The organism is uncultured Fibrobacter sp., assembly GCF_947166265.1.
Lineage (GTDB): Bacteria > Fibrobacterota > Fibrobacteria > Fibrobacterales > Fibrobacteraceae > Fibrobacter.
The window spans coordinates 39,522-55,828 of the sequence record NZ_CAMVDO010000010.1; the positions used below are offsets into that span (position 1 = coordinate 39,522).

Here is a 16,307-nt window from a genome sequence, read left to right on the forward strand (position 1 = left end):
GGTATGAATCTGCTTGAATTTTTACAACCGATGCCGGTCGTGGGCATTCTCCGCGACATTCCCCAGGGCGCAGAAGAAGCCTGCATAAAGACCGCTGCCGAATGTGGACTCAAGGCGATCGAAGTCACCATGAACACCGCAAACGCCGAAGCAATCATCGCAGACCTGAAGGCCGCCGCTAAGCCTTACGGCATTGCCGTAGGTGCAGGGACAGTCCGCCACGGAAGCGACCTCGACAAGGCCATTGCCGCAGGCGCCGAATTTATCGTGACGCCCAACACCCGTAACGAAATCATCCGCCTCTCGGCCACGGCACGCATCCCGATTATTCCGGGCGCATTAACCCCGACCGAAGTGCAGAAAGCATACGACCTGGGCGCCACCGCCGTGAAGATTTTCCCGGTGAACTGTGTAGGCGGTCCCGAATACATCAAGGCGCTGCGAGGCCCGTTCCGCGACATTCCGCTGATGGCATGTGGCGGAGTGAACGCCGAAAACGTAAAGTCCTACCTCAAGGCAGGAGCAAATCTTGTTTCGTTCGGTGCAAGCATCTACGACCCGAAACTTATGGCCGCAGGCGACTGGAAGACGATCGCAGATAAGTTAAAGGCCCTACTCGCTGCAATTAAGTAGCAAGCCCCCCCCTGGATCCCGTCGGTCCTTCGGACCTCCAGGATGACGTCTACTAAAGATCCTTCGATTCCGAGCCTTACGGCTCTCCACTCAGGATGACACGTTCGTGTCACTTCTTCCGCATTTCCTGCTTCATCTTGTACATGGAAACGTCGGCGCTGTGCAGCATGTCATCCATCTCCTTGTAGTCTTCGCTGGAGTGCGCAATACCGTAAGCAAAGGAAGCCTGCTTATCGACAATCGTGATTTCGGAAACGGCCTTCTGCATACGTTCCGCACAAACGATAGCGCCCTTCTTATCCGTTTCAGGACAAATGACCATAAACTCGTCGCCACCCATACGGAAAAGTAGGTCCGTTTCGCGCAACATGTTCTTTACGGTACTTGACACCGAACGCAGGAGCAGGTCGCCCGCCTGATGGCCGTACTTGTCGTTTGTCGCTTTCAGGCTGTTCAAGTCGAAATAGATAACGGCAAACTGCGTCCCGTAACGCTTGGAACGCGAGAACCATTCGCGGAGCGAGAACACGCCATGGCGACGGTTAAAGCAGCCGGTCATATCGTCTGTCAAGGAGATATCCCTCAAGTTACGGAGGGAACGGGCAAGGCGAATATGCACGTTCACACGCGCCAAAAGAATTTCGGGAACAGCGCTCTTGCTTACAAAATCAGAAGCGCCCGACTGGAAACCCTTGGTGACGCTGTCAGAATCTTCGCGACTCGTCAAGAACACCACCGGAAGGTCATCGAGCGCATAGCGCTGGCGGATTCTCAGGCAAACTTCGTAACCGTTCATGTCCGGCATGTTGATATCCAGGAGAACCAGGTCTACAGCGTTTTCGTTCAGATAGTCCAAGGCCTCTTCACCAGACGCCTTGCAAATAACCTTGTAGCCAACCTGCGTCAACAGTTCGGTTGTTTTTTCCAAAACTTCGGCATTGTCGTCAACAATCAGGATTTTTTCTTCGACCATTCCGCGGATCTCCTTTAATTCAGGCTGCATACAAGCGCATGCCACGCCTTCGTAATCTTAAAATAATATAATATTACGTACGCGTCTATAAACGCAGGGGTCGACAGCACCGCAACCGGCTCAAATTTGGAGGAATTCCAGCGCCGGGGCCTCTTTAATCAGACCGAGTCCGGCCGCATGTTCAAAAAAGAGCGAAAGGGAGTGCTTGCGTTCATCGGTAAAACGGTAGTCCAGCGCCGGATAATAATTCTCGATAACATCACGCGGCAAATCCACAGGGTAACGCGCAAGCCAGTGGTCCAGCGCCCTCGACGGATTCTCCCTAAACTTTTCGATGCTTTCGCGGGTCGCCTGCATATAGCGGATTAGACTTTGTCTTAGGTCATCTTCCAAAGCGCGCTTCGAAATGATCCATGCACCAAAAACGAACGGCACGTGCTGCCAGTCCTGCCACAAGGCTCCCAAATCGTACCCAAAAGCAAAACGATGGCGTTCGTTTTCTTCCAAGGCCTGGTCCCCGATCAACAGGCAGGCGTCATCGGAGGGTTCATACGCCCCCGTCACATAGACCGGCGTAACCCCGAAACGTTCCTTCAAGAGGACCTTCAAGAGGTTCACCGACGTCATGCTCTGCCCCGTCAGGCGCACCGTACACCCGTTCAAATCCTCGATAGCGCACTTTGCAAACAACTTAACGGAACGGACTTCAAACGAGCACGAGGTACAAATGTCCGAAGCAAGCACAAAGGCGCCCGGTTTCTGCGCAAACGTGATGGAAGAGGCCGGCGACAAATGAATGGAACCATCCTTAAGCCCCCTACAATGCGCACTCGGAGGACCGTCCACAAATTCCACGTCGGTAAGACGGGACTCGCGTCCGAGGACGTCATGAAAAAACGGCGCACAGACTAAAAAAGGGATACGTCCAACTCGTAAAGCCATGTAAAAAAGTTAATTTTTCCCCACGACCTGCAACAGGGTCTAGAACCAAATAACAGATGAATAACCGAAAATGGCTAAGGTATAATGGCTGTATTTCATGTAAAGAAGACTTCGCTCGGCGACGACCAGACTTCCCTGGTGTTCAAGGGCAAGATTGTTGAAGGCCCCATTAGCAAGGGCATGACTGTAGAAATCCCCGTCACGCAAGAGGCGGTGGTGAAGATGAGGATTTACGATGTCGTCCTGTTCGAAAAGCAGAAGGACGAATCGAAAAAGGTCGGACTGGTGGTCGATTTCAAGGACTTGCCCGATGACATGGAAGTCATCATGAGCCTGAACATCGCCGAAGAAGACCTCACGATTGTAAACGAGTAAGGCAATTCAGCCTTTTCGCACACACAGGTGACACAATGATTAAAGAAAGACTGCGGGGAGTAAATTTGGGTGGCTGGTTCAGTCAGGTAGACTGCATCCAGGAAAAAGATCCCGTCGGTTTTCCAGGGATCATTGAACACATCAAGACATTCCTCGGCGTAAGCGATTTCAAGCGCATCCGCGGTGCGGGGTTCAACCACGTACGCCTGCCGGTGGACTACTTCAACCTCTTTGACGAAGGTTCACTCAAGCCGAAAGACGAGGTGTTCACGCTCCTCGACAAGGCCATCAAGGACATCCAGGCATGCGACCTCGACGTGATCCTCGACTTGCACAAGTGCCCGGGACACGACTTTCATCTGGGTTCGTACCAGGAACAGCCCTTCTTCGTGAGCGCCGACGCCCGCAAGGATACTGCCAAGGTATGGTCCTTCATGGCGGAACGCTACAGCGGCGAGCAGCGCGTGATGATGGAACTCCTGAACGAACCCGCCGCGGCAGATTCCCTTGTTTGGGACAAAGTAAAGGACGAAATTTTCTGGGCGATCCGCAAGCATGCCCCGAAGAACACCATCGTGGTAGGGAGCAACAAGTGGAACAGCGCCCGCGAGTTCAAGTACCTGACTCCGCTCGACGACGACAACGCCATCTATAGTTTCCACACCTACACGCCGGTGACGTTTACGCACCAGGGTGCCGAATGGATCCGCGACCCGTTCTTCAAGATTGAACGCCCGTGGCCGGGCGACTATGCCGCCCCCGAGCAGGGCGGCGCCACGCGCCTCGACGTGGAGTACGGCAAGTGGGACAAGGCGCGCCTCCAGGAGAGCATCCAGAACGCGCTCGATTTCCGTGCAAAGTACGACCTGCCGGTCGCCTGCAACGAGTTCGGCGTGTACGTGCAAGTCGCCCGACAGTACCAGCTCGCGTGGATGAAGGACTTCATGGAAATCCTCCGCGACGCGGACGTGGGCTACAGCTACTGGAACTACAAGAACCTCGACTTCGGCCTTGTCTCCAAGGGCGAGTCGCTGCACCAGAGCCTCAAGCAGTACGACAATCCGGAAAGACTCGACAACGAGCTGATGGAACTGCTCGCCAAGGGGTAGTGAGCTCGCCTAGCTCTGAGGTGTGAGCACGGCACTAACGTGCCTCTGAGAAAAAATTGCCTGGCAATCGCCAGGCTTTTCTTATAAAAAAGCCCCTGTTCAGGGCTTTGAAATTTTCATGTACACCTCGTTACTCAAAGCTCATTGCCCAGAGCACCGCAGGTGCGATCTCTATTACTTTCCGGCGGCTTTCTTCTGCATTTCGCGGCGCTGGGCTTCGGCAAGCATACGGGCCATTTCAAGGCGGCTGTCTTCCTTTTCCTTGCGCTTGGTTTCTTCCTTGCAGTTCACGCACTTGGTCGCAGTCGGGACCGCAATCAGGCGGGCCTTCGGAATGAGTTCGCCACAGACCTTGCAGATACCGAAGGTACCCTTCTTGATACGCTTGAGCGCCTCTTCCAGGTACACCAGGTACTTACCCTCGCGGGCCGCCAGGGAAAAGTTCGTTTCGAGGGCGTTGTAGTCGGTCGCGAGGTCTGCGCTGTTGGATTCGCCACCTTCGCCCGCCTGGGCCTGGTTCTTGAAGGATTCCGTCTTGTCAAAGTCGCTCTGCGCCGTGACAATCTGGCGGCGTTTTTCGATCAACATATCTTCGAAGAACTTGAGGTCTTCGTCACTCATCTTCACAGGTTTCTTTTCAGCCATGGGTTACTCCTTGGTTGGAATTAAATTCTTTTGTATCAATAAACTGATAAATAACTTTTTTTTTCGAAAAAGGGTAAACTTTTTTTAAAAAATATCAATATTTATGACCAGGCCACCCTTTATGACGTCTTTTAGCAGGGAATCGACGTCCTTTAGCAGCTTATCGAGTTCCTTATTGAACTGAGCATTCTTGTCGAGTAGGAGTCCGGCGGAATTGTCCCCTTGCGCAAGCTTATTCATGATGTCGGTACTCTGGTCCTTCAGTTCCATGACCTTGGAGAGCAATTTCTGTGCGCGGTCCAGAAGAACGTCCACGTCGTTAAGCTTGGCCCCCGCCCTAGACGACACACCTTCCAGCGCGGACTTGGCCTGCAAGAGCGAATTGTCGCACTTTTCGAGCAGGGCGTCGACTTCGCCCTTCCATTCGGACATATTGCCCTTGGTAAGCTTTACCAAGCGGTCGGCCTTTGTCGATACACGGTTAAGGCGCATGGCCGCAGACCCGTCGGAAAGGGTATCCAAAAAGGCGCGGACCGTATCGCGGATTTCACCCAGGTCGTCAAGGACGGACGAAATTTTACGGCTAACGCCCGACATGCCCTCGTCAAAGTGCCCGAACAGCGTGTCGCCGTCTGCGACCCGTTCGGGGCTGTCACCCGTAAGAATGCACATTTCACGTTCACCCATCAGGCCCGAGTTGATGAGCCTGAAGGCGGAATTCTTGGGAATCACCGTATTGGCAAGCACCTCGACCGTCACATAGACAGCCTCTTCCGTGAGTTCGACCTTGATGATCTTTCCGCACGAAATGCCGCGTACCTCGACGCGGTTTCCGGGAGAAAGCGTACCGACGGCATCGTAGGAAACGACAAAGCGGTACCGTGCATGGTATGGGCTTGCCGGATGATAGAAATACCAGGCGCAGCAGCATGCGCCCGCAAGAATGACAAAAACAACAAAAGGCAGCAGGTTCTCTTTGATGAGCCTCGTGAATCTATTCATAGTAAGACCAATTCTGATTGTCGAAATCTAACAAATCATCGACATACTCACCCTTGGCCTTCGCCTTAATCTTTTGCATTAAGGCCTCGTTGAAGTCCTGTGCCACGTTCTGACCGCTGTATTTCATCAGGGTATTCATGGCAATGACCTCGGAAATGACGGTAAGGTTCTTGCCCGGCGCCACAGGAATCACGACCTTCGGGATTTTCACCCCCATGATTTCTTCTTCCTGCTCGTTGAGCCCCGTACGGTCATAACCGCCATCGCGCTGCCACTGCTGCAGCTCCACGATGGTTTCAATCTTTTTCACCTTGCGAATTGCGTGGATACCGAACATGGAGCGGATATCGAGAATACCCACGCCTCGGATTTCCATGTGGTGCTTGATCAGGGGATCGGGGCGTCCGATAATCGCTCGTCCCACATTGCTGATGTGAACCACGTCGTCGGCCACCATACGGTGCCCGCTTTCCACGAGGTCCAGCACACATTCCGACTTGCCCACGTTGCTGTCGCCGATATAGAGCATACCCACGCCATAAACGTCCACGAGGCTGCCGTGAATCACGGCATGGGGCGCAAAGAACTCTTCCAAGATGCGTTGCGCAATCTTGTTGAACTCGTAGGTGTGGAGCGTCGTCGAGAACAGCGGAATATTCAGCCGTTCGCACATGTCCCGAAGTTCCGGGTGCGGCATCTGCGAATGCGTCACCACCCACATCGGGGCCTTGTATACAGACAAGTTTTCAAAAACTTTTGCGCGGCCCTCGTGACCAATCGATTCGAGATAGTTCCATTCGGTATGCCCTACCACCTGGATCTGCTGCGAACTGTAAACCTTGGTGAAGCCCGCCATGGCAAGACCCGGCCTGTGGATGCCGCTTTCGGCAATGGGGGCGTCCAGCGCAGATTCCGGGGAATGGCAGGCCATCTGGAGGTCCTTGCCATAATGCAAAAAAAAGTCCCGCACCAGGAGACGTTCCCGGTGCAGGATCTTGATGTCTTTCAATCTAGACTCAGCCACGATTCTTTACCGGTTATACGACTTCGGATACGGGCTGGGCACGATGATCGTTCTGCTTGTCGTTTGCCTTCTTGAGCTGCACCTTGATGCGTTCAAGCGTCACATCGACGGCCTTGCCCATATTTTCTTCATCGGCGGAAGCAACCACCTGCGCACCGGTAATATTCACAGTAATTTCACAATGGCGCTGATGTTCAACTTCGTGGTCAAGAATAACGGAGGCACTGGTGATATTCGGGTAGAAACGGGCCAATTTGTCCATTTCTTCTTGAATGCGATCCTGAAGTCCGGCAGAAGCGTTAAAATGACGAGCAGAGAACTGAATATCCATGATATAACCTCCTTAGAAAGGGTTCTTATTTTATCGAGGGGCTTCCTGCCCCCACGTTTAGTGTATATACATCTTTTTTTGTTCAAAAACAAAGACTTTTTAAAAAAAAAGTCATTTTTTTTTATTCCAAGTTGGAATATTCGCTAAAAAAATGGCCTAAATGACCTGTTTTCGCTTGCTTGCGGGCAAAATATGCAGCTCGTTTTCGCGGTACTTGGCAACGGTACGCCTTGCAACCTGGATTCCCTGCTCCATCAGCTTGTCCGTAATCGCCTGGTCCGAAAGCGGCTTTTTCTTGTCTTCGGCGTCGATCAGCTTCTTGATGGCGTCCAGAATGGTCGCCGAACTGAGCGACTCGGCCTCCGAGGACTCGCTCTGAACCGCCTGCTTGACTCCAGACGTGAAAAACTGCTTGAGTTCGAAGATTCCGTAAGGGGTGTCGACGTACTTCCCGTTGACGGAACGGTTCACGGTGCTCACGTCGCGCTTGATATCGTCGGCAATGTCCTGCTGCACCATGGGCTTGAGGAACGCGGGACCCTTGGTAAAGAAATCCTTCTGGCGCGCGAAGATAGCACGCATCACCTTCTCGATGGTCGAGGAACGGTCATCGATCGTCTTGATAAACTCCGTCGCCTTTTTCAGGTGATCCTTGACATAGTCGCGATCCGCCTTGGAAGCGTTCTTGTCGGTCAAGATGGCCTGGTAGGTCTGATTAATGCGGAGCCTTTTCTGGATAGGAGAACGGATCGACTCCACCTCGCGCCTGCCATGACGTTCCACGATCTTGAGATCGGGACTCACCATGTGCTCACGGGAATTCGACAGCTGGAATCCGGGATGCGGATTGAGACGCGCAAAGCTTGCCACGGCACGCTGGACATCGTCGGTCGCAACCCCCAGAGCCTTTCCGATCTTTGCATAACGGAGCGCAAGCAGGTCCTCGTAGCATTTTTCAAGAATCTGTATCCCGAGGGGCGGAAAATCGGGAATCGCGTACGCCTGAATCAAGAAACATTCGCGCTGGTTACGGGCGCCGATTCCGCGCGGGTTGAACCCCTGCAGCACATGGACAGCCTCGCGCACCGGAAGCGAGCAATCCTCCAGGGAAATTTCGTCATGGAGCATCGACTCGATTTCGTTAATCAGCGGGTCGTTCGACGGACGCACCGGAAGCTCATCGGAGGAAACCACCTGCAGAAAGCCGTTCTCGTCGAGAGAATCGATCAGATATTCCACCAGGGAACGGAATTTCTTTTCGGAGCAGTTGCTCTGGAGAAGCTGCTCCAGCTGTTCGCGTGTGCCCGACCAGAGCAGGAGCTGGTCTCGCAGCTTGTCCTGAAGGCTCTTGCCGTTATCCTTGATGGGACGGTCCCACTCGTCGTCGGCATCGCCACCCGATGCATTCAAGTCCTTGAAAGGGGCGTCCTCGTTCATGGAGCCGTCCTTCAGGTACTGTTCGTAGTTGATGTCTTCGCCATCGGAGCCGTCGAGAAGGCGGCTGTCGCCTACGGCGCTGTCTTCGAGCGAAGAGTAGTCGGCGGAATCGTAATCGTCGTAATTGTCCGGACGCTCGTCCTTGAGTTCCGCGCCGGAATCGGGAAGTTCGTCGTCGTGTACTTCGCGTTCCTCGATAGGGGCGGAGTCATCCAGCTCCAACAGCGGATTGCTCTCCAGTTCTTCCTTGATGGCGGTATCGAGTTCCAGGGAATTCTTCTGCAGAATGGCGACAAACTGCCGAAGCTGGGGCGACAAAGTCTGCTCCAGACGCTGAGAAGTACCAAGTTGCAAACCGAAATCCATAGGCATTTTTAGACGAGAGAGGAGAGAGGAGAGACGAAAGAAAGATGAGGAATAAGGGAAGCACCTATCACAGCTTTAGCCAAATACATATCATTAATAAACTTATTTTTCATATTTAAAAACCTTTCGTCTCTAGTCTGTAGCGAAGCCGTAGGCGAAGCGTTCTCTCGTCTATCCCAGGCTGAAGCTGTCTCCTAGGTAAATGCGGCGGGCTTCGGGGTCGTTCGCCAAGTATTCCGAAGAACCTTCCGTAAGCACCTGGCTCTTGTACATGATATAGGCACGGTCGGTAATCGAGAGCGTCTCGCGCACGTTGTGGTCTGTGATGAGAACGCCCATGCCCCGTTCCTTGAGGCCCGAAATAATGGACTGGATGTCGGCCACGGCAATCGGGTCGATACCGGCAAAGGGTTCGTCGAGCAACAGGAAGGACGGGTCGCTTGCGAGGGCGCGCGCAATTTCCAAGCGGCGGCGTTCACCGCCCGAGCAACTCATGGACTTGGTCTTGCGGATATGCGTAATCTTGAATTCCTCGAGCAGTTCCTCGAGGCGCCTCTTGCGTTCGGAACGCTTCATGTTCTGCGTCTCAAGAATCGCCATGATGTTGTCTTCAACAGAAAGCTTGCGAAAAATGGAAGCTTCCTGCGGCAGGTAGCCGATGCCGAGGCGCGCACGCTTGTACATGGGCTTGTCGGTCATCTCGATGTCATCGAGGAAAATGTGCCCCGATTCCGGGCGTACCATTCCCACAATCATATAGAACGAGGTCGTCTTGCCGGCACCGTTCGGGCCGAGCAGTCCTACGATTTCGCCCTGCGATACGCGGATGGACACGTCGCTTACGACCTGGCGACCGCCATAGACCTTTCTCAGGTGTTCCGTACGTATGGTACTCACTAAGTTCTTCAAAATCTATTCTCTTCTTTCTTGCGACCTTCGGCCAATACAGTTACCAATTTACAAATCTTTCGGCGCAGATTTAGACTGTTCTCGCGCTTTTTTCATCATTTCCAATCTGCGGCTCATCTTTTCGTTCTCTTTCTTTTCACCCTTGTTATTTTCACGGGTTTCCGACTTTTTATCGGAGTCCTTCTTTAGAGTCGAATCGGGCTTCTTGTCTACTTGTTTCTTGTCCGCTTCTTTCTTATCGTTCTTTTTCTGCTTTTTGTCAACATCCTTCTTGTCACCAGTTTCGGTTGCCTTGGTCGCAGCCGCCGCATTGAGCGAATCCAGCAGGGCCTTCTTGTTGCGTTCCGTCTTTTCCATGTCGATGTAGCGGCCACTCGCCATGGTGCCGCCGCCAAGGAGCCTAAGCGACTTCACCGCGTTCTTCTGGGCGTCGAAGAGAATGTGAATCGTATCGCCCGCCGCCTCGTTCTTGCCCGCGACGGAACGATCCTTCTTCACGTAAAAATAGGTGCTCTGCGCCTTGCCCGAAACAACCGCCTTGTCCATCTTGCCCTGGTTGAAGTACAGGTCGAGGCGGTCGCCATCCATCAGGTTACGGTAGTCCTTGAGGTCATCTTCGTAAAAGAATCCACGTGCATTCAGGTTCACGTAGAGCCGTTCGATCTTATCGTTGTTGAATTCCGCATATAACGTATCGCCGAAGGCCTCGGTCACATGACCGGGGGCGTTTTTCTTGGCCTCTTCCTGTTGTACGCCGTGCGCGTTCCGAATCACTAGAGCAGACTTTAGCGACTTTCCTGCAGAATCCAGTTTCAGGAAAATGGAGTCACCCGTCAGGTGGTAGTTCTTCATGTCGCAGGTCGGATGCCCCTTCATGGAAAGCCAGTTGTTCTTATGGTCAAAAAAGCCTGAATCACAAGTGACGACCATGTCGTTTTGAGTCAAGCGTACGCCCGTCATCGAAAGCCAGTCGTTCTTGCGGTCGAAATACCCCGTATCGCCCGTAATGATCATATCCTTCTTGGCAATGCGCACGTCGCCGTAGGCTTCGGCAAAGGCGTCCTTCTTGTTGTAGATAATGCGCTTCGCCGAAATCGCGAGCGTATCGACCGTTCCGTCTTTCTGAGTTTCGTACTGGTAAAGATTCGGCTTTTGCGGCATGGTGAGGATTTCCTTTTCGCGGTCGTATTCCAGGTATTCGCCCGTAAAAAGATACGAGTTCGCCGAATCCCCCGCATGCACGTCGTTTGTCGCCGTCGCAAGGCCTATCTTTTTCTGGTACAGTCCGTTCTGCGCAATGATGTAGCCCGAAGGGTGCGTAAACTGGAAACCGCCGCTGCACTGCACGCTTTCCATGGACTTATTCCAGAAAGCCCGCTGCGTACGGAACTGGATACTGTCATGAACAAAATGGACACGCCCCTGCAACAGAAGCGTTCCGCGCTTTCTCGCCACGGCAAGGCTGTCGGCATGCCGCATAATCAAGGGTGACGTCTGCGCCACCGCACCTGTCGCAAGGAAAACGACCATCAGTACAGGCAGGAATCTTTTCAGCACCGGAAAGAGGGAGAACGTCATTTAGCGTCCCTCGATTTTGCCTTCACGCGTTCGCCCCTTTTTTTGATTTTTTCGACAAGAGTCTTTTCGTTCTTTTCGACTGCGGAATCCGGTTTCGGCGTTACCGCAGGGGGCGTAACGGAGCTTGTCGCGTTCGGGGTAGCAGCACTCGGAGAGGGTGTGACACCCTTGGTCTGCATAGGAGCAGCCGGCGCCGGGGACGCAGCCTGGACACTATCACGCGTCTCGATTTCCTTCGCCTCTTTCTTGTCTTCGTCCTTCAGGCGCCTTGCGGCATCCTGGAAAATGCCAGTCACGTTCGAAAGAATCCGCCAGTTGTCCATGTGGGCATCGCTCACGAAACCCTGTCCCTGCAACACGTCGCCTTCTTCGCTCACCACACGGACATAGCTTTCGGTCGTCACCAGGTTGTCCCGCTTGTTCCAGATAAGCGAATCGGAACGCACCGAGGCACCCTTGGGGGTCAGCGCATACACGTGCCCGTAGGCATACACGTAAGTGAACTTCAAGTCCATACGTCCCGAATCCGCACGCAGGAACGCAGTACGTTCCCCGAGGGAATCGTAGATATCCACCAGCACCGGACGCACGAAAACGACTTCCTTGTCGCCCCAGCGTTCCAGATAGGCGGTCTTCAGTTTCCAGGAAAGGACACCCTTGTCGTAGCTGTCCATGAGGGTCGTGTCGGTAAAGAGCATTTCTGGGCGCTCCACCTGAAGCCACGGCTTTTCCTCTTCGATATCTTCGCAGGCCGAAAGCAGAACGCACAGCACAAAAAGGACCGATGCAAGTACCAGTCCTTCAATCATTTGTCTATGCAAAAATCGTGCCACGAAGGTCAATTTAGAAAATACACGACAAGGCGTAGTTTCCTTTTTAGCCCTGGCCGGCCTCGAGCTTGCTGATTTCGCCAGCCTGCTTGTCGCAGATATTCTTCAAGTTCTCGATTTCGGCGTCCTTCTTTGCCACCTGGTCCTTGAGGTCTTCACACTGGGCGGCGTACGTCTGCTTGGCCTCGGTCTGGGTCTTAAGGTCGTTCAGAAGGCTGTCGGCAGAGCTGCGGAGGCTCTGTACCGTATTTTCGGCATCCTTGAGGGCGGCGTCGCATTCGCAAGAATCGTCCTCGTCGGCACAAAGGGTTTTAATCTTCTTGGAAGCGGCAATAGCGGCGATGGCACCCACGGCAAGACCAGCAAAGAAACTAGATGCTTTCATTTTAAACTCCTTGAGGTAAAACTTTCTCTCATAATATATAATTTGAAATGAGTAAAAATGCAAAAAAAATCGTTTTTTAGAGAAGCAAAAGACCCCCAGGATTGCTCCTAGGGGTCTTTGCAGCGGGAAGAGCGAGATTCGAACTCGCGATAGGATTAAGTCCTATACGTCCTTAGCAGGGACGCGCCTTCGGCCAGCTCGGCCATCTTCCCATCTTGGGGACACAAATTTTAGATAAAAATCGGCAAAATTTCAAGGGTAAAGCGTCAAAAACCCCAAATTTAGCTCCAAAATGCCACATTTTTTTACATTCGGCGGAGCAAAAATCCAAAATTTCTACATTTCGGGCATGCGATTTTTCTCTAAACTGTTCAAAATCGTGGCCGCCTTCGCGTTGGTCGGCCTCATCTGTTGCATCCCCGCCTACATCGTCGTCTTCAAGATCCTCCCGACCCAGGATCCGGACAACCAGTTCAACCGATCCACCATATTGCAGGTTCTTTCGGGCGAGACCCGCGTCTACTACAACGACGGCGATAAACTCCTGGGCGCCTTTTTCGATGCCAACCACCGCGTTTACGTGCCCTACGGCGACATCCCCACGAATATCGTGAACGCCCTGATCGCCGCCGAAGACGCCGGCTACTGGAACCACGACGGCTTCAGCATCTACGGATTCACCCGCGCCATGGTTTCCAACCTGAAAAGCGGCCACATGCGCCAAGGCGGTTCTACCCTTACGCAACAGACCGTCAAGAACATTTTTGGCCGCGAAGAAAGGAGCATCAAGGAAAAAGGCAAGGAGCTTATCAACGCGCTCCGCATGGAAAAGCACTTCAGCAAGGAAGAAATCCTCGAATTCTACCTGAACCAGTTCCACGTTTCGGGCACCGGAAAGGGTGTCGCCATCGCAGCGCAGTACTTTTTTAACAAGGAACTCAAGGACCTGACGCTTGCCGAATGCGCCTTTATCGCTGGCTCGGTGAAAGGCCCCTTCAACTACGACCCGTTTATCCAGCGCAGCACCGAGCGCCGTGAAATGGCACTTGCCCGTGGCAAGGAACGCCTGGAATACGTGCTCGGACGCATGGTCGAAGAAAAGTACATTTCGCAAGAGGACATGAACGCAGCCCTTGCAAAGCCGCTCGAATTCAATCACGGCAACTTCCGCTTTAGCGTAAGCACCATGCTCGACCGCATCGAAGAAAAGCTCGACGGCGAATATTTCCAGAAAAAGTTCGAAGCCGAAGGAATCGAGGACTGGAGAAAGGCTCAGCTCTCGATCACCACGACCCTGGACGAAAGAAGCCAGGACGCCGCGAAGACCGCTCTCCAGGCAAACATCAGCGGACTCCAGATGCAGCTAGGCGGTTTCGTCCTTCCGAAGGCGCAGTTTGCTAACCGTGCCCAGAACGCACGCAAGGGCGACTACCTGTATGGCACCGTAGACAGCATCATGGTCGACGAGAAGGGTTCCCTGAAATCGATCCTGCTCGGATTCGGGCAGCTCAAGGGAATGGTTTCCGAAGCGGCCGTCAAGGACTTCGCGAAAAAGGCCGGCGGCGACGTGAACAAGATTCTCGCCCCGCAGCTCAAGAAAGGCGCCATTCTCCTCGTGAGCGTGATGGACGACAAGACCGTCGATGGTTTCGCCCCCTGCCAGATTGAAACGGAACCCGTGCTTCAGGGAGGGCTTTTCGCCATCCAGAACGGAAACGTGATTGCAAGCCAGGGCGGATTCCACAACACCGGATTCGACCGCAGCTTCAAGGCGGTGCGCCAGCTGGGTTCCAGTTGGAAACCGATTCTTTACGCTCTTGCGCTCAAGCACCACTGGAACTACTTGGACATGCTCGAAAACGACTTCAACGTTTTCCAGTTCACAAACCAGTTCTACTTCCCGCGTCCCGACCACAAGAACAAGGGCGATATCGTAAGCATCGCCTGGGCAACGACCCGTTCCGAAAACATCGCAAGCATCTGGCTTCTGGAACACCTGCTCGACAAGCTTTCGCCCGAGGAATTCAACGAGGTTGCCGCCGCAAATGGCTACGCCCGTACCGAAGAGGAAGACACCAAGAAATACTTCGAGCGTCTACGCGACAAGTTCGGTCTGATTCTCAAGGAAGACATCAAGCGCGAAATCGAATTCACCAAGGCCCGCGACGCCCTCGCCGAACGCTACAAGAACGAAGGCAAGGAAGAAAAGGCGATGGACGTGCTGAACCTGCGCTACGGAACCTACAGCGACCTCGCGATCAAGCAGGCTAAAAAGGATTCGAAGATTATTGGGTTCATCAATCACAACTACAAACGCTACGCCGAAATCCTGCGCGACCGCCAGGCCAAGGAACTCGACCCGACCATCGAACTCCCGCCGCTTGACTCGGTGGTGCTGCACCACCACTTTACGCTCGCCGACATGAAGCGACTTTCGACGATGATTGAACCGGTGGACAGCGAAGTGGATTACCTCGATGCCGAACATCTGCGTTACTGGCCAGACTTTAGGCGTTCACTTTCGTTCGCGGAATACGCACGGTTCGCAAAAGAAATCGGCATCCGTCAGAAGCTGCAGAAGGTGTTCAGCATGCCGCTTGGCGTGAACGACATTACGCTCGCCGAAATTTCAACCGCCTACCAGACGATGCTTACCGGCAAGGTGTTCAAGTGCCTGGACGGCGACTGGACCGAGCCCTGCTTTATCAAGGAAATCAAGAACCGCGACGGCAAGGTGATCTTTAGGAACAAGGTCGAAAGCAAGGTGGTGCTCGGTGATACGATTACCTCGCAGATGGCGGTGATGCTCCATTCCGTGTTCGTGAACGGAACGGCCCGCAGCCAGTACACCCACATGACCGTGACCTCGCCCGACCAGTCCGTGACGCTGCGCTACCCCGCTCTCGGAAAGACCGGTACCACCAACGATTACAGGAACGTGGCGTTCATGGGCGCACTCCCCACCTACGTGGAAACGAAGAACGGTATTTCGACGGACTCCGTGGTCGCCATCGGAAGCTACGTCGGTTTCGATGACAACAAGCCGCTGAAATCCGGACGTACGCGTATTGCAGGCGCAAGCGGCGGCCTTCCGCAATGGGCTGACTTCGCGAAGAAGGAAATAGAAATCCTCGGCATTCCCGAAAAGATTGACTTCCTCGACATTTCGATGCTTGCCGCAGGCGAAGTGCCGTTGGTGCTCCCCAACGAACGTGGCCAGCTGACCGTTGACCCGATGAGCGGAAACGTGATGGCAGGCGCAGGTGCCGAACAGGGCAGACCGCTCCCGTGGATTGACGTGCCGGGATTTACACCGCCGCAGGTGCAGAGCGCCGCCGCAGAAACAGCCGCCGAAAACGGAATCATGGTAAGCCTCCCGATGCCTGCAACGGAAGCGGCTCCGGCAGAACAGGCTGCACCGGCGGAAGGTTCCGGCGCCCCGCAGACAACCGCCGCAGAAACCGCGAATGCAGTGGTCCCTGCAACAGAAGCGACCGCACCGAATGCTGCTCCGGCTAGTGCCACGGCCGAAAACGCGACCAATGCCGCTGTTGAAGCCGCACCTGCAACCATCCCACCAGCCACAGCCGCGACGACAGCGGCTCCCACGAGCGCTCCGGCTACAACGCAGCCCGCCGCTCAACCCACACAGCCCGCTCAACCGAAGGCAGCCGCAATGCCCAAGGATGACGACTGGGACTTGCCGGATGGCTTTGACAGCAAGAACGCCTTCGTTCCCATTGAAGCGGAATAGTGACAAACGAAATT

Annotated in this window: 15 protein-coding genes and 1 tRNA gene; 4 read left to right on the forward strand and 12 right to left on the reverse strand. The window is 53.9% G+C overall.

Translation table 11 applies throughout. From position 1 onward, the window contains the following. The first annotated feature begins 3 nt into the window (after positions 1–3). Complete coding sequence (locus tag Q0W37_RS07015; protein ID WP_297700096.1) at positions 4–633, forward strand: bifunctional 4-hydroxy-2-oxoglutarate aldolase/2-dehydro-3-deoxy-phosphogluconate aldolase; 630 nt, start codon at positions 4–6, stop codon at positions 631–633. A 109-nt stretch (positions 634–742) separates the two neighbouring features. On the opposite strand, the gene Q0W37_RS07020 is transcribed toward Q0W37_RS07015, so the two are convergent. Both Q0W37_RS07020 and Q0W37_RS07025 read right to left on the reverse strand, forming a co-directional pair. Then, complete coding sequence (locus tag Q0W37_RS07020; protein ID WP_297700098.1) at positions 743–1,636, reverse strand: diguanylate cyclase; 894 nt, start codon at positions 1,634–1,636, stop codon at positions 743–745. A 90-nt stretch (positions 1,637–1,726) separates the two neighbouring features. Further along, complete coding sequence (locus tag Q0W37_RS07025; RefSeq protein ID WP_297700100.1) at positions 1,727–2,548, reverse strand: menaquinone biosynthetic enzyme MqnA/MqnD family protein; 822 nt, start codon at positions 2,546–2,548, stop codon at positions 1,727–1,729. An 84-nt stretch (positions 2,549–2,632) separates the two neighbouring features. Here Q0W37_RS07025 and Q0W37_RS07030 point away from each other — a divergent pair, with 84 nt between their 5' ends. Together Q0W37_RS07030 and Q0W37_RS07035 are read left to right on the forward strand one after the other, a co-directional pair. Next, positions 2,633–2,923 carry a hypothetical protein gene (locus Q0W37_RS07030; protein WP_297700102.1) on the forward strand — a complete coding sequence of 97 codons (291 nt, stop codon included), beginning with the start codon at positions 2,633–2,635 and terminating at the stop codon, positions 2,921–2,923. Positions 2,924–2,958: 35 nt separating this feature from the next. Continuing rightward, positions 2,959–4,032, forward strand: coding sequence for a glycoside hydrolase family 5 protein (locus Q0W37_RS07035; protein WP_297700104.1), 1,074 nt, complete (start codon positions 2,959–2,961; stop codon positions 4,030–4,032). Positions 4,033–4,206: 174 nt separating this feature from the next. Here the strand turns inward: Q0W37_RS07035 and Q0W37_RS07040 are convergent, their stop codons facing one another. The 10 genes from Q0W37_RS07040 to Q0W37_RS07085 form a co-directional block, all read right to left on the reverse strand. After that, the gene (locus tag Q0W37_RS07040) at positions 4,207–4,677 is read right to left on the reverse strand and encodes a TraR/DksA C4-type zinc finger protein (RefSeq protein WP_297700106.1); all 471 of its coding nucleotides are present in this window, start codon (positions 4,675–4,677) and stop codon (positions 4,207–4,209) included. A gap of 84 nt (positions 4,678–4,761) precedes the next feature. Then, positions 4,762–5,679, reverse strand: coding sequence for an MlaD family protein (locus Q0W37_RS07045; RefSeq protein ID WP_297700108.1), 918 nt, complete (start codon positions 5,677–5,679; stop codon positions 4,762–4,764). Continuing rightward, entirely contained in the window at positions 5,672–6,703 is a 1,032-nt protein-coding gene (gene hprK, locus Q0W37_RS07050) for an HPr(Ser) kinase/phosphatase (protein WP_297700109.1), read from the reverse strand. Before hprK ends, Q0W37_RS07045 begins: the two co-directional genes overlap by 8 nt. A 13-nt stretch (positions 6,704–6,716) precedes the next feature. Further along, the gene (raiA, locus tag Q0W37_RS07055; RefSeq protein ID WP_297700111.1) at positions 6,717–7,034 is read right to left on the reverse strand and encodes a ribosome-associated translation inhibitor RaiA; all 318 of its coding nucleotides are present in this window, start codon (positions 7,032–7,034) and stop codon (positions 6,717–6,719) included. Between the two features lie 156 nt (positions 7,035–7,190). Beyond that, positions 7,191–8,825, reverse strand: coding sequence for an RNA polymerase factor sigma-54 (gene rpoN, locus Q0W37_RS07060; RefSeq protein WP_297700113.1), 1,635 nt, complete (start codon positions 8,823–8,825; stop codon positions 7,191–7,193). A gap of 183 nt (positions 8,826–9,008) precedes the next feature. Continuing rightward, a complete protein-coding gene (gene lptB / locus Q0W37_RS07065; RefSeq protein WP_088626871.1) occupies positions 9,009–9,746 on the reverse strand; it encodes an LPS export ABC transporter ATP-binding protein in 738 nt (245 codons plus the stop codon). Positions 9,747–9,794: 48 nt separating this feature from the next. Beyond that, positions 9,795–11,324 (reverse strand): hypothetical protein, encoded by a 1,530-nt coding sequence (locus tag Q0W37_RS07070; protein WP_297700115.1) that lies wholly within the window; start codon positions 11,322–11,324, stop codon positions 9,795–9,797. Next, positions 11,321–12,133, reverse strand: a complete 813-nt coding sequence (gene lptC, locus Q0W37_RS07075) for an LPS export ABC transporter periplasmic protein LptC (RefSeq protein ID WP_297700117.1) — start codon at positions 12,131–12,133, stop codon at positions 11,321–11,323. The genes Q0W37_RS07070 and lptC overlap by 4 nt, the downstream gene beginning before the upstream one ends. 67 nt (positions 12,134–12,200) lie before the next feature. After that, on the reverse strand, positions 12,201–12,539 hold the full coding sequence (locus tag Q0W37_RS07080; RefSeq protein ID WP_297700118.1) for a hypothetical protein: 339 nt from the start codon (positions 12,537–12,539) through the stop codon (positions 12,201–12,203). 123 nt (positions 12,540–12,662) lie between these two features. Then, positions 12,663–12,751 (reverse strand) — tRNA-Ser (locus Q0W37_RS07085). Positions 12,752–12,888: 137 nt separating this feature from the next. On the opposite strand from Q0W37_RS07085, the gene Q0W37_RS07090 reads away from it, so the two are divergent. Next, complete coding sequence (locus Q0W37_RS07090) at positions 12,889–16,293, forward strand: transglycosylase domain-containing protein (RefSeq protein WP_297700119.1); 3,405 nt, start codon at positions 12,889–12,891, stop codon at positions 16,291–16,293. The last annotated feature ends 14 nt before the right edge of the window (positions 16,294–16,307 follow it).

Excerpts from the sequence above, each read along its gene's own strand:
- Q0W37_RS07035 (WP_297700104.1), top strand. The coding sequence starts at position 2,959 with ATGATTAAAGAAAGACTGCGGGGAGTAAATTTGGGTGGCTGGTTCAGT.
- Q0W37_RS07090 (WP_297700119.1), top strand. The coding sequence starts at position 12,889 with ATGCGATTTTTCTCTAAACTGTTCAAAATCGTGGCCGCCTTCGCGTTG.
- Q0W37_RS07015 (WP_297700096.1), top strand. The coding sequence starts at position 4 with ATGAATCTGCTTGAATTTTTACAACCGATGCCGGTCGTGGGCATTCTC.
- Q0W37_RS07080 (WP_297700118.1), bottom strand. The coding sequence starts at position 12,539 with ATGAAAGCATCTAGTTTCTTTGCTGGTCTTGCCGTGGGTGCCATCGCC.
- Q0W37_RS07040 (WP_297700106.1), bottom strand. The coding sequence starts at position 4,677 with ATGGCTGAAAAGAAACCTGTGAAGATGAGTGACGAAGACCTCAAGTTC.
- Q0W37_RS07045 (WP_297700108.1), bottom strand. The coding sequence starts at position 5,679 with ATGAATAGATTCACGAGGCTCATCAAAGAGAACCTGCTGCCTTTTGTT.
- raiA (WP_297700111.1), bottom strand. The coding sequence starts at position 7,034 with ATGGATATTCAGTTCTCTGCTCGTCATTTTAACGCTTCTGCCGGACTT.
- Q0W37_RS07030 (WP_297700102.1), top strand. The coding sequence starts at position 2,633 with ATGGCTGTATTTCATGTAAAGAAGACTTCGCTCGGCGACGACCAGACT.
- Q0W37_RS07020 (WP_297700098.1), bottom strand. The coding sequence starts at position 1,636 with ATGCAGCCTGAATTAAAGGAGATCCGCGGAATGGTCGAAGAAAAAATC.
- Q0W37_RS07070 (WP_297700115.1), bottom strand. The coding sequence starts at position 11,324 with ATGACGTTCTCCCTCTTTCCGGTGCTGAAAAGATTCCTGCCTGTACTG.
- lptC (WP_297700117.1), bottom strand. The coding sequence starts at position 12,133 with ATGATTGAAGGACTGGTACTTGCATCGGTCCTTTTTGTGCTGTGCGTT.
- Q0W37_RS07025 (WP_297700100.1), bottom strand. The coding sequence starts at position 2,548 with ATGGCTTTACGAGTTGGACGTATCCCTTTTTTAGTCTGTGCGCCGTTT.